At 60.8% G+C, this 13,279-nt stretch carries 16 protein-coding genes and 1 tRNA gene; 5 read left to right on the forward strand and 12 right to left on the reverse strand.

Annotated features, from left to right (window positions below; genetic code table 11):
- Positions 1 to 34: 34 nt before the first annotated feature.
- A complete protein-coding gene (locus ABWV64_RS03340) occupies positions 35 to 865 on the reverse strand; it encodes a fumarylacetoacetate hydrolase family protein (RefSeq protein WP_353342865.1) in 831 nt (276 codons plus the stop codon).
- Between the two features lie 155 nt (positions 866 to 1,020).
- Here ABWV64_RS03340 and ABWV64_RS03345 point away from each other — a divergent pair, with 155 nt between their 5' ends.
- The 3 genes from ABWV64_RS03345 to ABWV64_RS03355 all read left to right on the forward strand — a co-directional run bounded on the left by ABWV64_RS03345 (position 1,021) and on the right by ABWV64_RS03355 (position 4,333).
- Complete coding sequence (locus tag ABWV64_RS03345) at positions 1,021 to 2,859, forward strand: M3 family oligoendopeptidase (protein ID WP_353342866.1); 1,839 nt, start codon at positions 1,021 to 1,023, stop codon at positions 2,857 to 2,859.
- A complete protein-coding gene (locus tag ABWV64_RS03350) occupies positions 2,834 to 3,091 on the forward strand; it encodes a hypothetical protein (protein WP_353342867.1) in 258 nt (85 codons plus the stop codon). The genes ABWV64_RS03345 and ABWV64_RS03350 overlap by 26 nt, the downstream gene beginning before the upstream one ends.
- Before the next feature lie 69 nt (positions 3,092 to 3,160).
- Entirely contained in the window at positions 3,161 to 4,333 is a 1,173-nt protein-coding gene (locus tag ABWV64_RS03355; protein WP_353342868.1) for a dipeptidase, read from the forward strand.
- Positions 4,334 to 4,430: 97 nt separating this feature from the next.
- On the opposite strand, the gene ABWV64_RS03360 is transcribed toward ABWV64_RS03355, so the two are convergent.
- The 3 genes from ABWV64_RS03360 to ABWV64_RS03370 form a co-directional block, all read right to left on the reverse strand.
- A complete protein-coding gene (locus ABWV64_RS03360; protein WP_353342869.1) occupies positions 4,431 to 4,733 on the reverse strand; it encodes a DUF4389 domain-containing protein in 303 nt (100 codons plus the stop codon).
- Between the two features lie 83 nt (positions 4,734 to 4,816).
- Positions 4,817 to 5,713 (reverse strand): RNA polymerase sigma factor RpoH, encoded by an 897-nt coding sequence (rpoH, locus tag ABWV64_RS03365; RefSeq protein ID WP_353342870.1) that lies wholly within the window; start codon positions 5,711 to 5,713, stop codon positions 4,817 to 4,819.
- Positions 5,714 to 5,923: 210 nt separating this feature from the next.
- On the reverse strand, positions 5,924 to 6,958 hold the full coding sequence (locus tag ABWV64_RS03370; protein WP_353342871.1) for an RluA family pseudouridine synthase: 1,035 nt from the start codon (positions 6,956 to 6,958) through the stop codon (positions 5,924 to 5,926).
- Here ABWV64_RS03370 and ABWV64_RS03375 point away from each other — a divergent pair.
- Entirely contained in the window at positions 6,957 to 7,259 is a 303-nt protein-coding gene (locus ABWV64_RS03375; protein ID WP_353342872.1) for a DUF6476 family protein, read from the forward strand. The genes ABWV64_RS03370 and ABWV64_RS03375 overlap by 2 nt on opposite strands.
- Before the next feature lie 161 nt (positions 7,260 to 7,420).
- Here the strand turns inward: ABWV64_RS03375 and ABWV64_RS03380 are convergent.
- Positions 7,421 to 7,497: transfer RNA gene (locus ABWV64_RS03380), tRNA-His, on the reverse strand.
- Positions 7,498 to 7,668: 171 nt separating this feature from the next.
- Here ABWV64_RS03380 and ABWV64_RS03385 point away from each other — a divergent pair.
- Positions 7,669 to 7,854, forward strand: coding sequence for a DUF6324 family protein (locus tag ABWV64_RS03385; RefSeq protein ID WP_353342873.1), 186 nt, complete (start codon positions 7,669 to 7,671; stop codon positions 7,852 to 7,854).
- Between the two features lie 12 nt (positions 7,855 to 7,866).
- Here ABWV64_RS03385 and ABWV64_RS03390 read toward each other — a convergent pair whose 3' ends face one another.
- The 7 genes from ABWV64_RS03390 to ABWV64_RS03420 form a co-directional block, all read right to left on the reverse strand.
- Positions 7,867 to 8,298 carry an MmcB family DNA repair protein gene (locus tag ABWV64_RS03390; protein ID WP_353342874.1) on the reverse strand — a complete coding sequence of 144 codons (432 nt, stop codon included), beginning with the start codon at positions 8,296 to 8,298 and terminating at the stop codon, positions 7,867 to 7,869.
- Between the two features lie 307 nt (positions 8,299 to 8,605).
- On the reverse strand, positions 8,606 to 8,938 hold the full coding sequence (locus ABWV64_RS03395) for a hypothetical protein (RefSeq protein WP_353342875.1): 333 nt from the start codon (positions 8,936 to 8,938) through the stop codon (positions 8,606 to 8,608).
- A 187-nt stretch (positions 8,939 to 9,125) separates the two neighbouring features.
- Complete coding sequence (gene nusB / locus ABWV64_RS03400) at positions 9,126 to 9,641, reverse strand: transcription antitermination factor NusB (protein WP_353342876.1); 516 nt, start codon at positions 9,639 to 9,641, stop codon at positions 9,126 to 9,128.
- The gene (locus ABWV64_RS03405; RefSeq protein WP_353342877.1) at positions 9,638 to 10,189 is read right to left on the reverse strand and encodes a 6,7-dimethyl-8-ribityllumazine synthase; all 552 of its coding nucleotides are present in this window, start codon (positions 10,187 to 10,189) and stop codon (positions 9,638 to 9,640) included. Before ABWV64_RS03405 ends, nusB begins: the two co-directional genes overlap by 4 nt.
- 3 nt (positions 10,190 to 10,192) lie before the next feature.
- Positions 10,193 to 11,326: a 3,4-dihydroxy-2-butanone-4-phosphate synthase gene (gene ribB, locus ABWV64_RS03410; RefSeq protein ID WP_353342878.1), complete on the reverse strand. Its 1,134-nt coding sequence runs from the start codon at positions 11,324 to 11,326 to the stop codon at positions 10,193 to 10,195.
- A gap of 93 nt (positions 11,327 to 11,419) precedes the next feature.
- Positions 11,420 to 12,394: an MBL fold metallo-hydrolase gene (locus ABWV64_RS03415; RefSeq protein ID WP_353342879.1), complete on the reverse strand. Its 975-nt coding sequence runs from the start codon at positions 12,392 to 12,394 to the stop codon at positions 11,420 to 11,422.
- A 216-nt stretch (positions 12,395 to 12,610) separates the two neighbouring features.
- On the reverse strand, positions 12,611 to 13,198 hold the full coding sequence (locus ABWV64_RS03420; RefSeq protein ID WP_353342880.1) for a riboflavin synthase: 588 nt from the start codon (positions 13,196 to 13,198) through the stop codon (positions 12,611 to 12,613).
- Positions 13,199 to 13,279 lie beyond the last annotated feature (81 nt).

The following is a 13,279-nucleotide window of genomic DNA, read 5'->3' on the forward strand; positions in this document are numbered from 1 at the left end:
CTGTTCTCTTTACGGTTTTAGCCAATTTGCGGCCTCACCCGTCGCGCGCCACGCTCTGGCGCTGCTCGCCCAATCCCTCGATCCGCAACACCATCTCGTCGCCCTCGCGCAAGAACCGCGGCGGCTTCATCCCCATCCCCACACCCGGCGGTGTGCCGGTGGCGATCACATCGCCTGGCTCAAGGCGCATCATCTCGCTCAGATGCGCGATGATCTCGGCCACGGTGAAAATCATCGAGGCCGAATTGCCGCGCTGCGCCGCCGCGCCGTTGAGATCCAGCTCCATCGCCAGATTTTGCGGATCACCCGCCTCGTCCGGCGTCACCAGCCACGGGCCGACAGGGCCGAAGGTGTCGCAGCTCTTTCCTTTGGTCCATTGCCCGCCGCGCTCGATTTGAAACGCGCGCTCGGAAAGGTCATTGACGATCGTATAGCCCGCGACATAGTCCAACGCATTGTCTTTGCTGACATATTTCGCCTCTCGCCCGATCACGACGCCCAATTCGACCTCCCAATCGGATTTTTGCGACCCGCGCGGCAAGAGCACCGTATCATAAGGCCCCGAAAGCGCCGAGGTGGCCTTCATGAACACAATCGGCTCGTCCGGTTCGGCCATCCCCGCCTCTGCCGCGTGATCCGAATAATTCAGCCCGATGCAGATGATCTTTCCGATGCCGGCCACCGGCACGCCAAGGCGCGGGTTGCCCGCCACCAGCGGCAGGCTTTGCGGATCGACCTGCGGCAAATCGCCCAAAACCGCGCCCGACAGATCGCCGATCACCCCCGACAAATCGCGCAAACGCCCCTGCGCATCCAAAACCGCGGGCTTTTCCGCGCCCTTCTCCCCATATCGCACAAACCGCATCGCTGCTCTCCTCTTTGGTGTCGCATATGTTTTGCCGATCCGGCCCGCCCCCGCAAGGCCGATGCGCGCGGTGCGACGCGCCCTCGCGTCACCTGCCTCTTGAGAGCGCCCCGCCGAGCGCGTATGTCTGTGCCAACCAAGAAAAGGACGACCCGATGTTTCAGCTGCCCCTCACCTTGCCCCGCCCGATTTTTGACGCCCATGCCTCCGGCGGCGCGGGCGGGCTTGGCAAATTGCCCGAATGGGATCTGAGCGATCTTTACAGCGGCGAGGATGCGCCCGAACTGACCCGCGATCTGGCGTGGTTCGAGGAGGAAGCCGCGACATTTGCCGCCGATTACGAAGGCAAGCTCGCCGCGCTGGACGCCGAGGGCTTTCTCGGATCGATCCTGAGGTCCGAGAAGATGGACGCGATCGCGGGGCGGATCATGTCCTTTGCGGGGCTGCGCTATTATCAAAACACCGTCGATGCGGGCCGCGCCAAATTCATGTCCGACATGCAAGAGCGCATCATCAACGCCTCCTCGGCCTTGGTGTTCTTCTGGCTTGAGGTCAACGAAATCAGCGCCGAAACCTATGAGGCATGGATGACGGCGAGCGAGGGCCTGCGCCGCTATCGCCCCGTGTTGGACCGCCGCCGCGCCATGCGCCCCTATCAGTTGTCCGACGAAATGGAGCGGTTCTTGCACGATCTGGGCGTGGTCGGGGACGCGTGGGAAAAGCTGTTTGACGAAACCATCGCGGGCCTCGAATTCCATGTCGAGGGCGAGGAAGAGACGCTCAATATCGAGGGCACGCTCAACCTTCTGACCGATCCGGACCGCAACCGCCGCGAAGCCGCCAGCCGCGAATTGGCCCGCGTGTTCGGCGAGAATATCAAAACCTTTGCCCGCGTGCACAACACCCAAGCCAAGGAAAAGGAAATCTACGACCGTTGGCGCAAAATGCCCACGGCGCAATTCTCGCGCCACCTGTCCAACGATGTCGAACCCGAGGTCGTCGAGGCCCTGCGCAATGCGGTGGTCGAGGCCTATCCGCGCCTGTCGCACCGCTATTATGCGCTCAAGGCGAAATGGCTCGGGCTGGAGCGGATGCAGGTTTGGGATCGCAACGCGCCCCTGCCCGTCGAGGACACGCGCATCGTCGATTGGCCCGCCGCCGAGAAAATCGTCATGGAGGCTTACGGCGCCTTTGATCCGCGCATGGCCGAATTGGCCGCGCCGTTCTTCTCGAAAGGCTGGATCGATGCGGGCGTGAAACCGGGCAAGGCGCCGGGGGCCTTTGCCCATCCGACGGTGACCGATGTGCACCCCTACGTGATGCTCAACTATCTTGGAAAACCGCGCGATGTCATGACCTTGGCGCATGAGCTTGGCCACGGCGTGCATCAGGTTCTGGCCGCCGAGCAGGGCGAAATGCTCTCCTCCACCCCGCTGACACTGGCCGAAACGGCTTCGGTCTTTGGCGAGATGCTGACCTTTCGCAAAATGCTCGACGGGGCCAAAACCCCTGCCGAGCGCAAGGTGATGCTTGCCGGTAAGGTCGAGGATATGATCAACACCGTGGTGCGCCAGATCGCCTTTTACGATTTCGAATGCAAGCTGCACGCGGCGCGGCGCGAGGGCGAATTGACCCCCGACGACATCAACGCCCTGTGGATGTCGGTGCAGGCCGAAAGCCTCGGTCCCGTGTTTGATTTCATGGACGGATACGAGACCTTTTGGGCCTATATCCCGCATTTCATCCACTCGCCCTTCTATGTCTATGCCTATGCCTTTGGCGACGGGTTGGTGAATGCGCTCTATGCCGTCTATCAAGACAGCCCCGAGGGATTCGAAGAAAAATATTTCGACATGCTCAAAGCGGGCGGGTCGAAACATCACAAGGAATTGCTTGCCCCCTTCGGCCTTGATGCCTCCGATCCGGCCTTTTGGAACAAAGGCTTGGCGATGATCGAAGGGTTCATTGATGAATTGGAAGCGATGGAAGAGTAAAGCGCGCCGCGCATCGGGGGCGGGGCACGGGCTGCGCGCCCGATTGGCACGCATCTTGGTGCGGGTGCGGCGCTCGGTCCCTGCGGGGCTGCGGCTGGTGCTCGGGATCGTGCTGATCATCGGCGGAATATTGGGGTTTTTGCCCGTTCTGGGGTTTTGGATGCTGCCTTTGGGCGTCGCTATTGCCGCGCTTGACCTCAAACCGCTTTGGGCGCGGATCAAACACCGCTGATGTGCCCTATGGCCATCGGCCCCGTTTTGCCATCTACTCGCCTTGCACCTTGAGAGGGAGGACACCCAAATGAAATGGCTCAAACGGCTCGGGCTTGCGGTTTTGGCGCTGGTCATCGTCGGCGCCATCGGTTTTTTCGGCTTTCTGGCCGATTATGTCGGCGCGAAATCCAACAATGTCATCGCCCATGACCCCTACCCCGTCTCGGACGAGGCCCGCGCCCTGCACGATACGCTCTTTGTCGGCGACTGGCATGCCGATAGCCTCTTGTGGGAGCGCGATCTCAATGAGGTCGGATACGGGCAGGTCGATTTTCCGCGCCTGCGCCAAGGCGGCGTCGCGCTGCAGGTGTTCACCGCCGTCACCAAAAGCCCCGCGGGCCTCAACTATGAGGAAAACTCCGCCGAGGCCTTTGACAACATTACACTTTTGTCCTTTGGACAATTACGCCCCGTCAAAACATGGACCTCGCTTCTGGCCCGCGCCGAGGATCAGGCCATGCGCCTGCATGAGTTCCGCGATGCCGATCCCGAGCGTATCAAGATCATCAGGTCCAAGGCCGATCTGGACGCGTTGATCGCCGCCCGCGCCGCCAACCCAGAGGTGGTCGGCGCGCTTTTGGGCGTCGAGGGCGCGCATCCTTTGGAGGGCAAGATCGAGAACCTCGCGCGGCTCGAGGCCGCCGGTTATCGCCTGATCGGGCTACAACATTTCTTTGACAACGAATTGGGCGGATCGCTGCATGGCACATCCAACGCAGGCCTGACCGATTTCGGCCGCGAGGTGGTCGATGAGGTGGTGCGGCGCGGGTTGATCCTTGATCTGGCCCATTCGAGCCAGCATGTGATCGAGGATGTTCTGGCGCGCACCGATATTCCGCTGGTGGTCTCGCATACGGGGCTGCATTCGCATTGCGAGGTCAAACGCAACCTGCCCGATGCGCTGCTGCGCGAGGTGGCGGCGCGCGGCGGGGTGATCGGCATGGGCTATTGGGCCGAGGTCGCCTGCGACGAGATTACCCCTGCGGGCATCGCCAAGATGATCGTCGCGGCGGTGGCGGCGGTGGGCGAGGACGGGGTCTCGCTCGGCTCGGATTACGATGGATCGGTGGAGACGGCCTTTGACACTTCCGAATTGCCTGCTCTGACCCATGCGCTGCTTGAGGCCGGATTGACGCCCGCGCAGATCGGCAAAGTCATGGGCGGCAATATGCAACGCGTGATCCGCGCAAGGTTGCAGTGATCCACCATATAACGGCAAAGGGCGCTCTTGCATCAAGAGCGCCCTTTGTAATTTAAAAACAGTGCCTTGATCGGCTCAGCAGATCGGCAAATCTCACTCAGTCTATTTCCGTCCAAGGCCAAGGCTTCACTTGGCTGTCGGCGGTCATATAGCGCACGGCCTTGGCCATCCACACGCCCAGATCGGTGCCGAAACTGGCAAGGTTCTCGTTCGGCTCGCCCTTGTTGAGCGCCATGATCACGATTTGTATGATCGTCACCACGCCCAAAATCGTTTGCGACACGCTCATCATGAAGGCGATGAGGATCACATAGACGATCCGCATCAGCATCCCCTCGGGCGCCTCGGGTTCAATCTGTTCGCCGTGCATGCGGCCTTCGAGTTTTTCATCATCCGTCATCGCCCGTCCCCCAAAACAAAAAGGCATCGGGGACCACATTGCCCCCCGATGCCGATCTATTCAACCCTTGTCCTGCCCCGAGGTCAGGCGCTTTCCATCAGGCCTTTCTCGCTCGCCAATTCGCGCATGCGCAGTTGCAGCTTTTCAAAGGCGCGCACCTCGATCTGGCGGATGCGTTCGCGGCTGACATCATAGACGCCGCTGAGGTCTTCAAGCGTCATCGGATTGTCCTCAAGGCGGCGCTTGGTCAGGATGTCCTGCTCGCGCGCGTTGAGCACATCCATCGCTTGGGCCAGAAGTTCGCGGCGGGTGTCCATTTCGTCCTTTTCGGCGTAATCGCCCGCCTGATCGGCATCCTCATCCTCAAGCCAGTCCTGCCATTGCATCGTGCCCTCGCCTTCGGAGCCGACGGTCGCGTTGAGCGAGGCATCCCCGCCCGACATCCGCCGGTTCATCGAGATCACCTCGGTCTCGGTCACGCCCAGATCGGTGGCGATTTTTGTCACATTGTCGGGGTGCAGATCGCCCTCTTCAAAGGCGCCGATCTTGGCCTTGGCCTTGCGCAGATTGAAGAACAGCTTCTTCTGCCCCGAGGTGGTGCCCATTTTCACAAGGCTCCACGAACGCAGGATAAATTCCTGAATGCTGGCGCGGATCCACCACATCGCATAGGTCGACAGGCGAAAGCCCTTTTCGGGGTCAAAGCGTTTGACCGCCTGCATCAACCCGACATTGGCCTCCGAAATCACCTCGGCCTGCGGCAATCCATAGCCGCGATAGCCCATGGCGATTTTCGCCGCCAGACGCAGGTGCGATGTGACCATCTTATGCGCGGCTTCGGTGTCTTGCTCTTCGACCCAACGCTTGGCCAGCATATATTCCTCTTCCGGCTCAAGGAGCGGGAATTTGCGGATTTCCTGCATATAGCGGTTCAAGCCGCCTTCCGGCGTCGGGGCCGGCAGATTTGCATAGTTACTCAAGTTCATATCCCCCTGTAAGGTCGGGGCCCTTATGTTAAAGGGCGTAACATCGAGTTAGGTATTACAAAGCGCGGTTTCAAGGCGCTTAGATGTGATTGTTTAACGAAACTATAACGCGGCTCCGTCGCTGCCGCGCGGCATTTCATGCATTTTCACGCATTCGTGCGCGGATGAAACAGCGACAAATCCGCCTAAGCCATTGGAAATGCGTCACTTCGAGGGAAGGCGCAGATCATCCATCAATTCGGCCATATCCTGCGGCAGCGCCGCTTCAAACCGCATCATCTCGCCGCTGACCGGATGTTCGAACCCCAAAACCGCCGCATGCAAGGCTTGGCGCGCAAAGCCCGAAATCGCATCGACCCCCGCCTGCGACAGAGCGCCCTTGGGCAATTTGCGCTTGTTGCCATAGGTCGGATCGCCGATCAAACTATGCCCCGCATGGGCCATATGCACGCGAATCTGATGGGTGCGCCCCGTCTCGAGCCAGCATTCCACCAAGGTCGCCACCACCGGCGCGCCAAAGGTTTCGACAATGCGCGCGCGGGTCACCGCATGGCGCCCGCCGGTGAAATAGACCGCCTGTTTTTGACGGTCATGTTTGTGGCGCGCCAATTGCGTGGTGATCCGCATGATATTGCCGCTCTCGAAGCTGACGCCGCGCACCCCGCGCAACCGCGGATCATTGGCATCGGGCGTGCCGTAAACCACCGCGAGGTAATAGCGCTCGACGGTGTGTTTTTCGAATTGCTTGGCCAACCCGTGATGGGCGCGGTCGGATTTGGCGACCACCAAAAGCCCGCTGGTTTCCTTGTCGATGCGGTGGACAATCCCGGGGCGTTTTTCGCCCCCCACGCCCGACAGGTCCGCGCCGCAATGATGCAAAAGCGCATTGACCAATGTCCCCGTCGGCGTGCCCGGGGCGGGATGGACCACCATGCCCGCCGGTTTGTTGATCACAATCAGATCAACATCCTCATAAACCACCTCAAGCGGAATCTCCTCGGGGCCGATATGGCTCTCTTCGGCCACGGGCACGGTGATCTCGACGATATCGCCCTCCTCGACCCGCGCCTTGGGGTCGGTGGTCACCGCCCCGTTGAGCGTCACCTCCCCCGCTTCGATCAACTTGGCCAGCCGCGTGCGCGACAACGACGCCTCCACTGGCACATCGCGCGAAAGCGCCTTATCAAGGCGGGGCGCGGGATCCGCGCTGATACGAACAGAAAGGCGCGTGGAGCCCATGAGTGACAATCCTCAGCCGGAGGTCGATCCGGTCAATTTACGGTTTCTGCGCCTCTTGGTCACGGTTCTGACCGGCACGATGATAGCGGGCCTTCTAGTCATCATCGCGCTGATTGTCATCCGTTTCTCGGCCGATTCCCTGCCGCTGCCGGAAAAACTGCTTTTGCCGGACGGCGTCGAGGCCGAAGCCTTCACCCGCGGCAAAGGATGGGTCGCGGTGGTCAGCAATGATGACCGCATTCTGATCTATGACAGCAAGACCGGCCAATTGCGCCAAACCGTCGAGATCGCCAAACCCTAAGGTCGCTTTGTGCCGCGCGCCCGAGGCTCTTGCGGGGTTTCGCGCCGCTTTGGCGCGCCGCAAACCGCACCGTCGCAATACCGACAAAATACCGACGCGTTACAGACAGCCAAAAACCCCGCCCCCAATGGGGCGCGCATGACCGAACGGATGGGGGGAAATGGTACCACCTCCTGGTCTCGAACCAGGGACCTCTTGATCCACAATCAAGCGCTCTAACCAACTGAGCTAAGGCGGCACTGGGGCGGATTTATCGACTGCGACGGGCAAATGCAAGACTGATCTGCGCGAAATCTGCCCGATCCTTGCGGCTAATTTTGCCCGCCCGCCCAAATCGCCAAGACGCGCCAAAGCCTTGCAAAAACCGCTGGGTCGGAGTAGCCCAAGACAGTGCAAAAGGAGAGCGCCCATGGGGATCAACAGCGAAGTCGATATCGAGGCAAATTTGCAAATCGGGCCGACCGATCAAGGCATGGTCCGGATTTACGTCGAATCGCAAGGCGTTGAAATCCCTATGGATTTCACGCCAGACGAGGCCGAGGAAATCGCCGAGGAAATCCGCGCCGCCGCAGGCACCGCGCGCAATATCAAATAGCAATCGCGCGCTTTAGGGGCGCGGATCGCGCAACCGGTGCAAGCGCCGCGCCGCATCGCGGGCGAATTTGAGCGAGAGAGATTTGCGCCGCGCGGGCGGCAATTTGTCCTCTGCCCCCATGCGAATGATCTCTGCGCCGTAGGCATCGGCGATGATCAATCCGCTGCCTTCGGGCAAAACTTCGACCGGAAACTCCGCATCCACCGCCCAGAAAAACCGGTCGCACCACGGCAAATAGCCCTCCCACTTCGAATCCGCCTGATAATCGGCCAGCGAGGATTTGCACTCCACCACCCAAATCTCGCCCTTCGGCCCGACGGCCATCACATCCACGCGGCGGCCCCGTTCGGGCACGAATTCTTCCACAGAAACAAAGTCATAGCTAAGCAGATGGCGACAAACGCCACGTGCCAAAAGCTGTCCTGGTTGTAGAAATTCGCTCATGGAATCCATTTTGGACAAAGCGCGAACCAATGCAAGCCCTGCAATCTGTCGCTTTTTTCGCACCGACCGCAGGCGCCCCTTGCCGGACGCCCCTTTGAGGACTACATCAAGAGGCGGCGGGTTCTGCCCTTCTCGTTATTGGATGCATTCCGGTGGCCTTAAGCAATTCCGAGGGAGCTGGCTCTGTTTTGGCCCTGGCCTCTTTATCTGGCACCCACCTGTACATACAGGTCCTCGGGAATGAGATATCCGGACGGTTGCGTTTGCGGGCCCGCCACTTTTCAAAAATCTGTGTGATATAAGCGCCTTAGCGGCGGTGATGACCACGGCGCTCTTGCGGCGAAGGGGCCTGCGCACGCACCAAAGCGGGGCGCAGCGCGGCCACCCTTTGGCGTTTTCCGCCGCGCGGCGGGCACTCGTCCTCCGTTAGGCGCATCACCGCAATGGCGAATTGCACAGCGGCAAAAACAATCCCGTTCGCGACCCAAAGGATCACCACGGCCAAAAGCCCCGAAGGGCTGGTCGAGACGAGATGCCACAAATTGGCGATATTAAACCACAACAGCATCGCCACAAAAGCCGCCGCGATGGCGAAACCGATGGCGCATTGGATGATATAAAGGCGGATAAGCTTGGGCATGGCAGTGCTCCGACACATCAGATCGCAAGGACATCACAGCCCTGCCCGATCATGATATATGGCAATTGGCATATAACAAGCCCCGCCGTGCCCGCCCTGCGCTTTGACCGCGCCAAAACAGCAAAACGGGCGAGAAACTGCCCGTTTTCGCGCCGCTTAGCGGCGTATAGCGCCCAGATCTCGCGGGTCAGAAGGCCTCGGGCTTGGCCTCGCGCGCCATATGATCGAGCACCGCGTTGACGAATTTGCTCTCTTTGCCCTCGGGGAAAAACGCCCGCGCCACATCGACATATTCGGTGATCACCACTTTAGGCGGCGTATCCGTTTGGGTCAATTCCGCCCCCGCCGCGCGAAACAGCGCCCGCAGGGTCGGATCGATCCGTGCGATCGGCCATTTGGCCACCAAGGCGCGGTCGGTCAATTGGTCAATCGCCGCCTGATAATTCACCGCATCTTGCATCACGGTGCGAAAATGGCGCGGATCGCCCTCTTGCATTTCATCGCCGTCATAGACCGCGCCAAAACGGTGGTCTTCGAATTCGACCATCACCCGTTCGACCGTCTGGCCGGAGCTTTCCATTTGAAACAGGGCCTGCACCGCATAGAGCCGCGCGGCGGATCTCATCTTGCGCTTGGCATTGCCGGACAGGTTGCTGCCGCGATCCGTATGGGCGGAGGGCTGGAGAGGGTCGTCGGTGCTCATGCGGTGGGGTTGCCCTTGCTGGTGGCTGCGATCTGGTATTCATCTTGCGCGGGGACAAAACCGACCCCCTTGCGCGAAGCGCCCCATTTACGGGCCAGCGCGACAAGATGCAAGGCCGCAGCGGCCGCGCCGCCGCCCTTATTTTGATCCGCCGGATCGGCGCGCACTTCGGCCTGTTTGCGGGTCTCGACGGTCAGGATGCCATTGCCGATGCACAGCCCCTGAAGCCCCAAAAGTTGCAGCGCGCGGCTGCTGTCGTTGCAGACGGTATCGTAATGGGTGGTCTCGCCGCGAATAACGCAGCCAAGCGCCACATAGCCGTCGAAATTGCTCATCCGTTCGGCGATGCCCACGGCGGTGGGGATTTCCAAGGCGCCCGGCACTTCGACGATATCATAGGTCGCGCCGCAGGCCTCGATCTCCGCCTTGGCCCCCGCGATCATATTGTCGGCGATGTCCTTGTAATAGGGCGACACCACGATCAACAGCTTCACGGGCTTGTCGAATGCGGGACGCGGCAGGATGTAATGTTGCTCTGCACCAGCCATATTTTAAGCCTCCTCGATTTTGCGGGTGCCGGTGATTTCCAGCCCGTAAGCGTCAAGCCCGACGACATTGGGCTTGGGCGAATTGGTCAAAAGCTCCAGCTTTGACAGCCCCAGTTGCGACAGGATTTGCGCGCCCAGCCCGTATTGGCGCAGGGTCTGCGGATGGGCATCGGCGCCCGCGTCGAGCTTGGCCAGCATATCGCGCAACAAAACCACAACGCCGCGCCCTTCCTTGGCCACGGCGCGCATCGCACCGGCAAATTCGCCCGCCCGCCCCGCGCCCTCAAGGCCCAGCATATCCTTCATCGGGTCCATCGCATGCATCCGCACCAGAACCGGCGCATCGCCCGACAGATCGCCTTTGACCATCGCCACATGTTCGGTGCCTTGGGTGACATCGCGGTAAACGCGCATGCTCCACGCCCCGCCGAATTCCGACGTGACCTGCTCTTCGCGCATCAGTTTCACAAGGTTGTCGTGGCGGCGACGGTAGGCAATCAGATCGGAAATCGTGCCGATCTTCAGCCCGTGTTTTTGCGCAAATCCCACCAGATCGGGCAGGCGCGACATGGTGCCATCGTCATTCATGATCTCGCAAATCACCCCCGAGGGGTTCAGCCCCGCCAAACGGCTGACATCGACGGCCGCCTCGGTATGGCCCGCGCGCACCAAAACGCCGCCATCGCGGGCCCGCAAAGGAAACACATGACCAGGCGTGGCGATGTCTTGCGGCCCTTTGCCCGCATCAATCGCCACCGCCACGGTGCGGGCGCGGTCATGGGCGGAAATGCCGGTGGACACGCCTTCGCGCGCCTCGATGGAAATCGTAAAGGCCGTCTCGTGACGCGAGGAATTATTGGTCGACATAAGCTCGAGACCCAAAGCCTCGATCCGCTCTGAGGTCAGGGTCAGGCAAATCAACCCGCGCCCGTGGGTCGCCATGAAATTGATCGCCTCGGGCGTCGCCATCTGCGCAGGGATCACCAGATCGCCTTCGTTCTCGCGGTCCTCGTGATCGACCAGAATGAACATGCGCCCGTTGCGCGCATCCTCGATGATCTCCTCGATCGGCGAGATCGCATCGCGCCAGTTTTCCTCGACAGGACCTGGGGTTTCGAATGGGACGGTATCGGGCATGGGAGCTCCCTCTTTTGCGCTTGCATGGCAAATAGCGCAGCACGCCGCCAAAGACTAGAGCCGCAAAAGGTCAGGGTAAAGCCGCCGCTGCGATCAGTCGAATTGCCATAGCGCAGGCAGGAAGCGATAGGCCCCCGCCTCGGCGCGCACATGCCCCACCCCCGGAAAGGGGAAGTGATAGCCCAGAACCGCAATCCGGTCCGCCGCCGCGCGATCCAAAAGCCGACGGCGCGTGGCGACGGTTTGATCGCCGTCGCTGTCGGTGCCGTTGAACCATTCGGGATGGGCGAAGTTGAGATGCGCATGGGTCATACAATCGCCAAGCGCGATCAACTGCTGCCCGCCGCTCTCGACATGCAAGGACATATGCCCCGGCGTATGGCCCGGTGTCGCGATCATCCGCACGCCCGAGACGATCTCATGGCCCTCTTCGGCCAACACCCAATCCACCCCGTCGCAATTGATCGAATTGACCGCCCCGACGACGAATTGCTGCGCTTCGGGGGCGACGCGATTGGCCAAACCGTCCTGCATCCAATAGGCATGCTCGGCCGCACCCATGATATATTCGGCATCCGGAAAAATCGCCTCGTCGAAATCGTCGCGAATGCCCCAGATGTGATCGGGATGGGCATGGGTGATCACCACATGGGTGATGCTGGCCGGATCGATCCCCGCCGCCTGCATATTCGCCAAAAGCCGCCCCGCGGTGCCGAACCAGCGGCTGCCCGAGCCGACATCGACCAAAATCCGCGCCGCGCCCGTGTCGATAAACAGATGGTTGGTATGCGAATAGCCCTGCTCAAGATCAAGGTAATGCTGGGCCAAAAAATCGGCCACCGCCTCGCGCGGCGCATTCACCCCAAGCCCCGAGGTCGGCAAGGCAAAATACCCGTCCGACAGGACCGTCAACTTCATCTCGCCCAAACCGAAGCGGAAATACCCCGCATTGCCGCCCTGCGGCGCGCCCAAGACCGCCGCCCGCATCGGCCCCGCCCCCATCGCAAAAGCCGGCAAAGCTGCCGCCAGTTTCAAAAGTGTGCGCCGGTTCGGTGTGCCAAATGCCATGATCTCTCTCCCTGTTGCCGCCCAAGATAGAGCGCCCGCAGGGCAACGCAATACAATTTATGAATATGTTTGCGATTTGCCGCGCAAAAGAACCTCATGCCTTCGGCGAGGATATTTTCAGAACCTGCAAAGCGCCGCCGCTTTGACTTACCGGTTCCTCAAATATCCCCGCCGGAGGCATCCGCAATCTGCAGAACGGCGCCGTGACTGGCGGTCTTAGGAAAACTCTTGCAGCCGCGCGACATAGCGGGCGAGCGTGTCGATTTCGAGGTTGATCCGATCCCCCGCTTTGGCATCGCCCCAAGTGGTCGCCTCTTTGGTATGGGGAATGAAGTTGATGCCGAAATCGCATCCATCGACCTCATTGACCGTCAAAGACGTGCCGTTGAGCGCCACCGAGCCTTTGGGCGCGATAAAGCGCGCCAGATGCTCGGGCGCGCGCAAGGTGACGCGGGTGCTGTCGCCTTCGTCTTGCATTCCCACGATCTCGGCCACGCCGTCCACATGGCCCGACACGATATGCCCGCCCAATTCGTCGCCCACTTTGAGCGCCCGTTCGAGGTTCACGCGCCGCCCAACGGTCCAATCGGCCAGATTGGTTTTGGCGACGGTTTCGGCGCTGATCTCGGCATCATACCAATCCTTGCCGGTTTCGATCACCGTCAAGCACACCCCATCCGAGGCGATCGAGGCCCCAAGCGCGATGCCCTTGGTGTCATACCCCGTCTCGATCCGCGCGCGCAGATCGCCGCGTTGCTCCAATTGGGCCACACGGCCGATATCGGTGATGATACCTGTGAACATCGGTTTTCTCCTCGGCGCTGCGCCCTCGATTGCGCCTTTGAGGTAGCGCGGGCGCAACGTAATTACAAGCCAAGGGCACGT

Origin of the sequence: Litorivita sp. NS0012-18 (assembly GCF_040371945.1) — a bacterium.
GTDB lineage: Bacteria > Pseudomonadota > Alphaproteobacteria > Rhodobacterales > Rhodobacteraceae > Litorivita.

Bases quoted from the DNA above. Each gene is read 5' to 3' on its own strand.
- ABWV64_RS03340 (WP_353342865.1), bottom strand. From the start codon at position 865: ATGCGGTTTGTGCGATATGGGGAGAAGGGCGCGGAAAAGCCCGCGGTT.
- ABWV64_RS03345 (WP_353342866.1), top strand. From the start codon at position 1,021: ATGTTTCAGCTGCCCCTCACCTTGCCCCGCCCGATTTTTGACGCCCAT.
- ABWV64_RS03350 (WP_353342867.1), top strand. From the start codon at position 2,834: ATGAATTGGAAGCGATGGAAGAGTAAAGCGCGCCGCGCATCGGGGGCG.
- ABWV64_RS03355 (WP_353342868.1), top strand. From the start codon at position 3,161: ATGAAATGGCTCAAACGGCTCGGGCTTGCGGTTTTGGCGCTGGTCATC.
- ABWV64_RS03360 (WP_353342869.1), bottom strand. From the start codon at position 4,733: ATGACGGATGATGAAAAACTCGAAGGCCGCATGCACGGCGAACAGATT.
- ABWV64_RS03375 (WP_353342872.1), top strand. From the start codon at position 6,957: ATGAGTGACAATCCTCAGCCGGAGGTCGATCCGGTCAATTTACGGTTT.
- ABWV64_RS03370 (WP_353342871.1), bottom strand. From the start codon at position 6,958: ATGGGCTCCACGCGCCTTTCTGTTCGTATCAGCGCGGATCCCGCGCCC.
- ABWV64_RS03385 (WP_353342873.1), top strand. From the start codon at position 7,669: ATGGGGATCAACAGCGAAGTCGATATCGAGGCAAATTTGCAAATCGGG.
- ABWV64_RS03390 (WP_353342874.1), bottom strand. From the start codon at position 8,298: ATGAGCGAATTTCTACAACCAGGACAGCTTTTGGCACGTGGCGTTTGT.
- ABWV64_RS03395 (WP_353342875.1), bottom strand. From the start codon at position 8,938: ATGCCCAAGCTTATCCGCCTTTATATCATCCAATGCGCCATCGGTTTC.
- nusB (WP_353342876.1), bottom strand. From the start codon at position 9,641: ATGAGCACCGACGACCCTCTCCAGCCCTCCGCCCATACGGATCGCGGC.
- ABWV64_RS03405 (WP_353342877.1), bottom strand. From the start codon at position 10,189: ATGGCTGGTGCAGAGCAACATTACATCCTGCCGCGTCCCGCATTCGAC.
- ribB (WP_353342878.1), bottom strand. From the start codon at position 11,326: ATGCCCGATACCGTCCCATTCGAAACCCCAGGTCCTGTCGAGGAAAAC.
- ABWV64_RS03415 (WP_353342879.1), bottom strand. From the start codon at position 12,394: ATGGCATTTGGCACACCGAACCGGCGCACACTTTTGAAACTGGCGGCA.
- ABWV64_RS03420 (WP_353342880.1), bottom strand. From the start codon at position 13,198: ATGTTCACAGGTATCATCACCGATATCGGCCGTGTGGCCCAATTGGAG.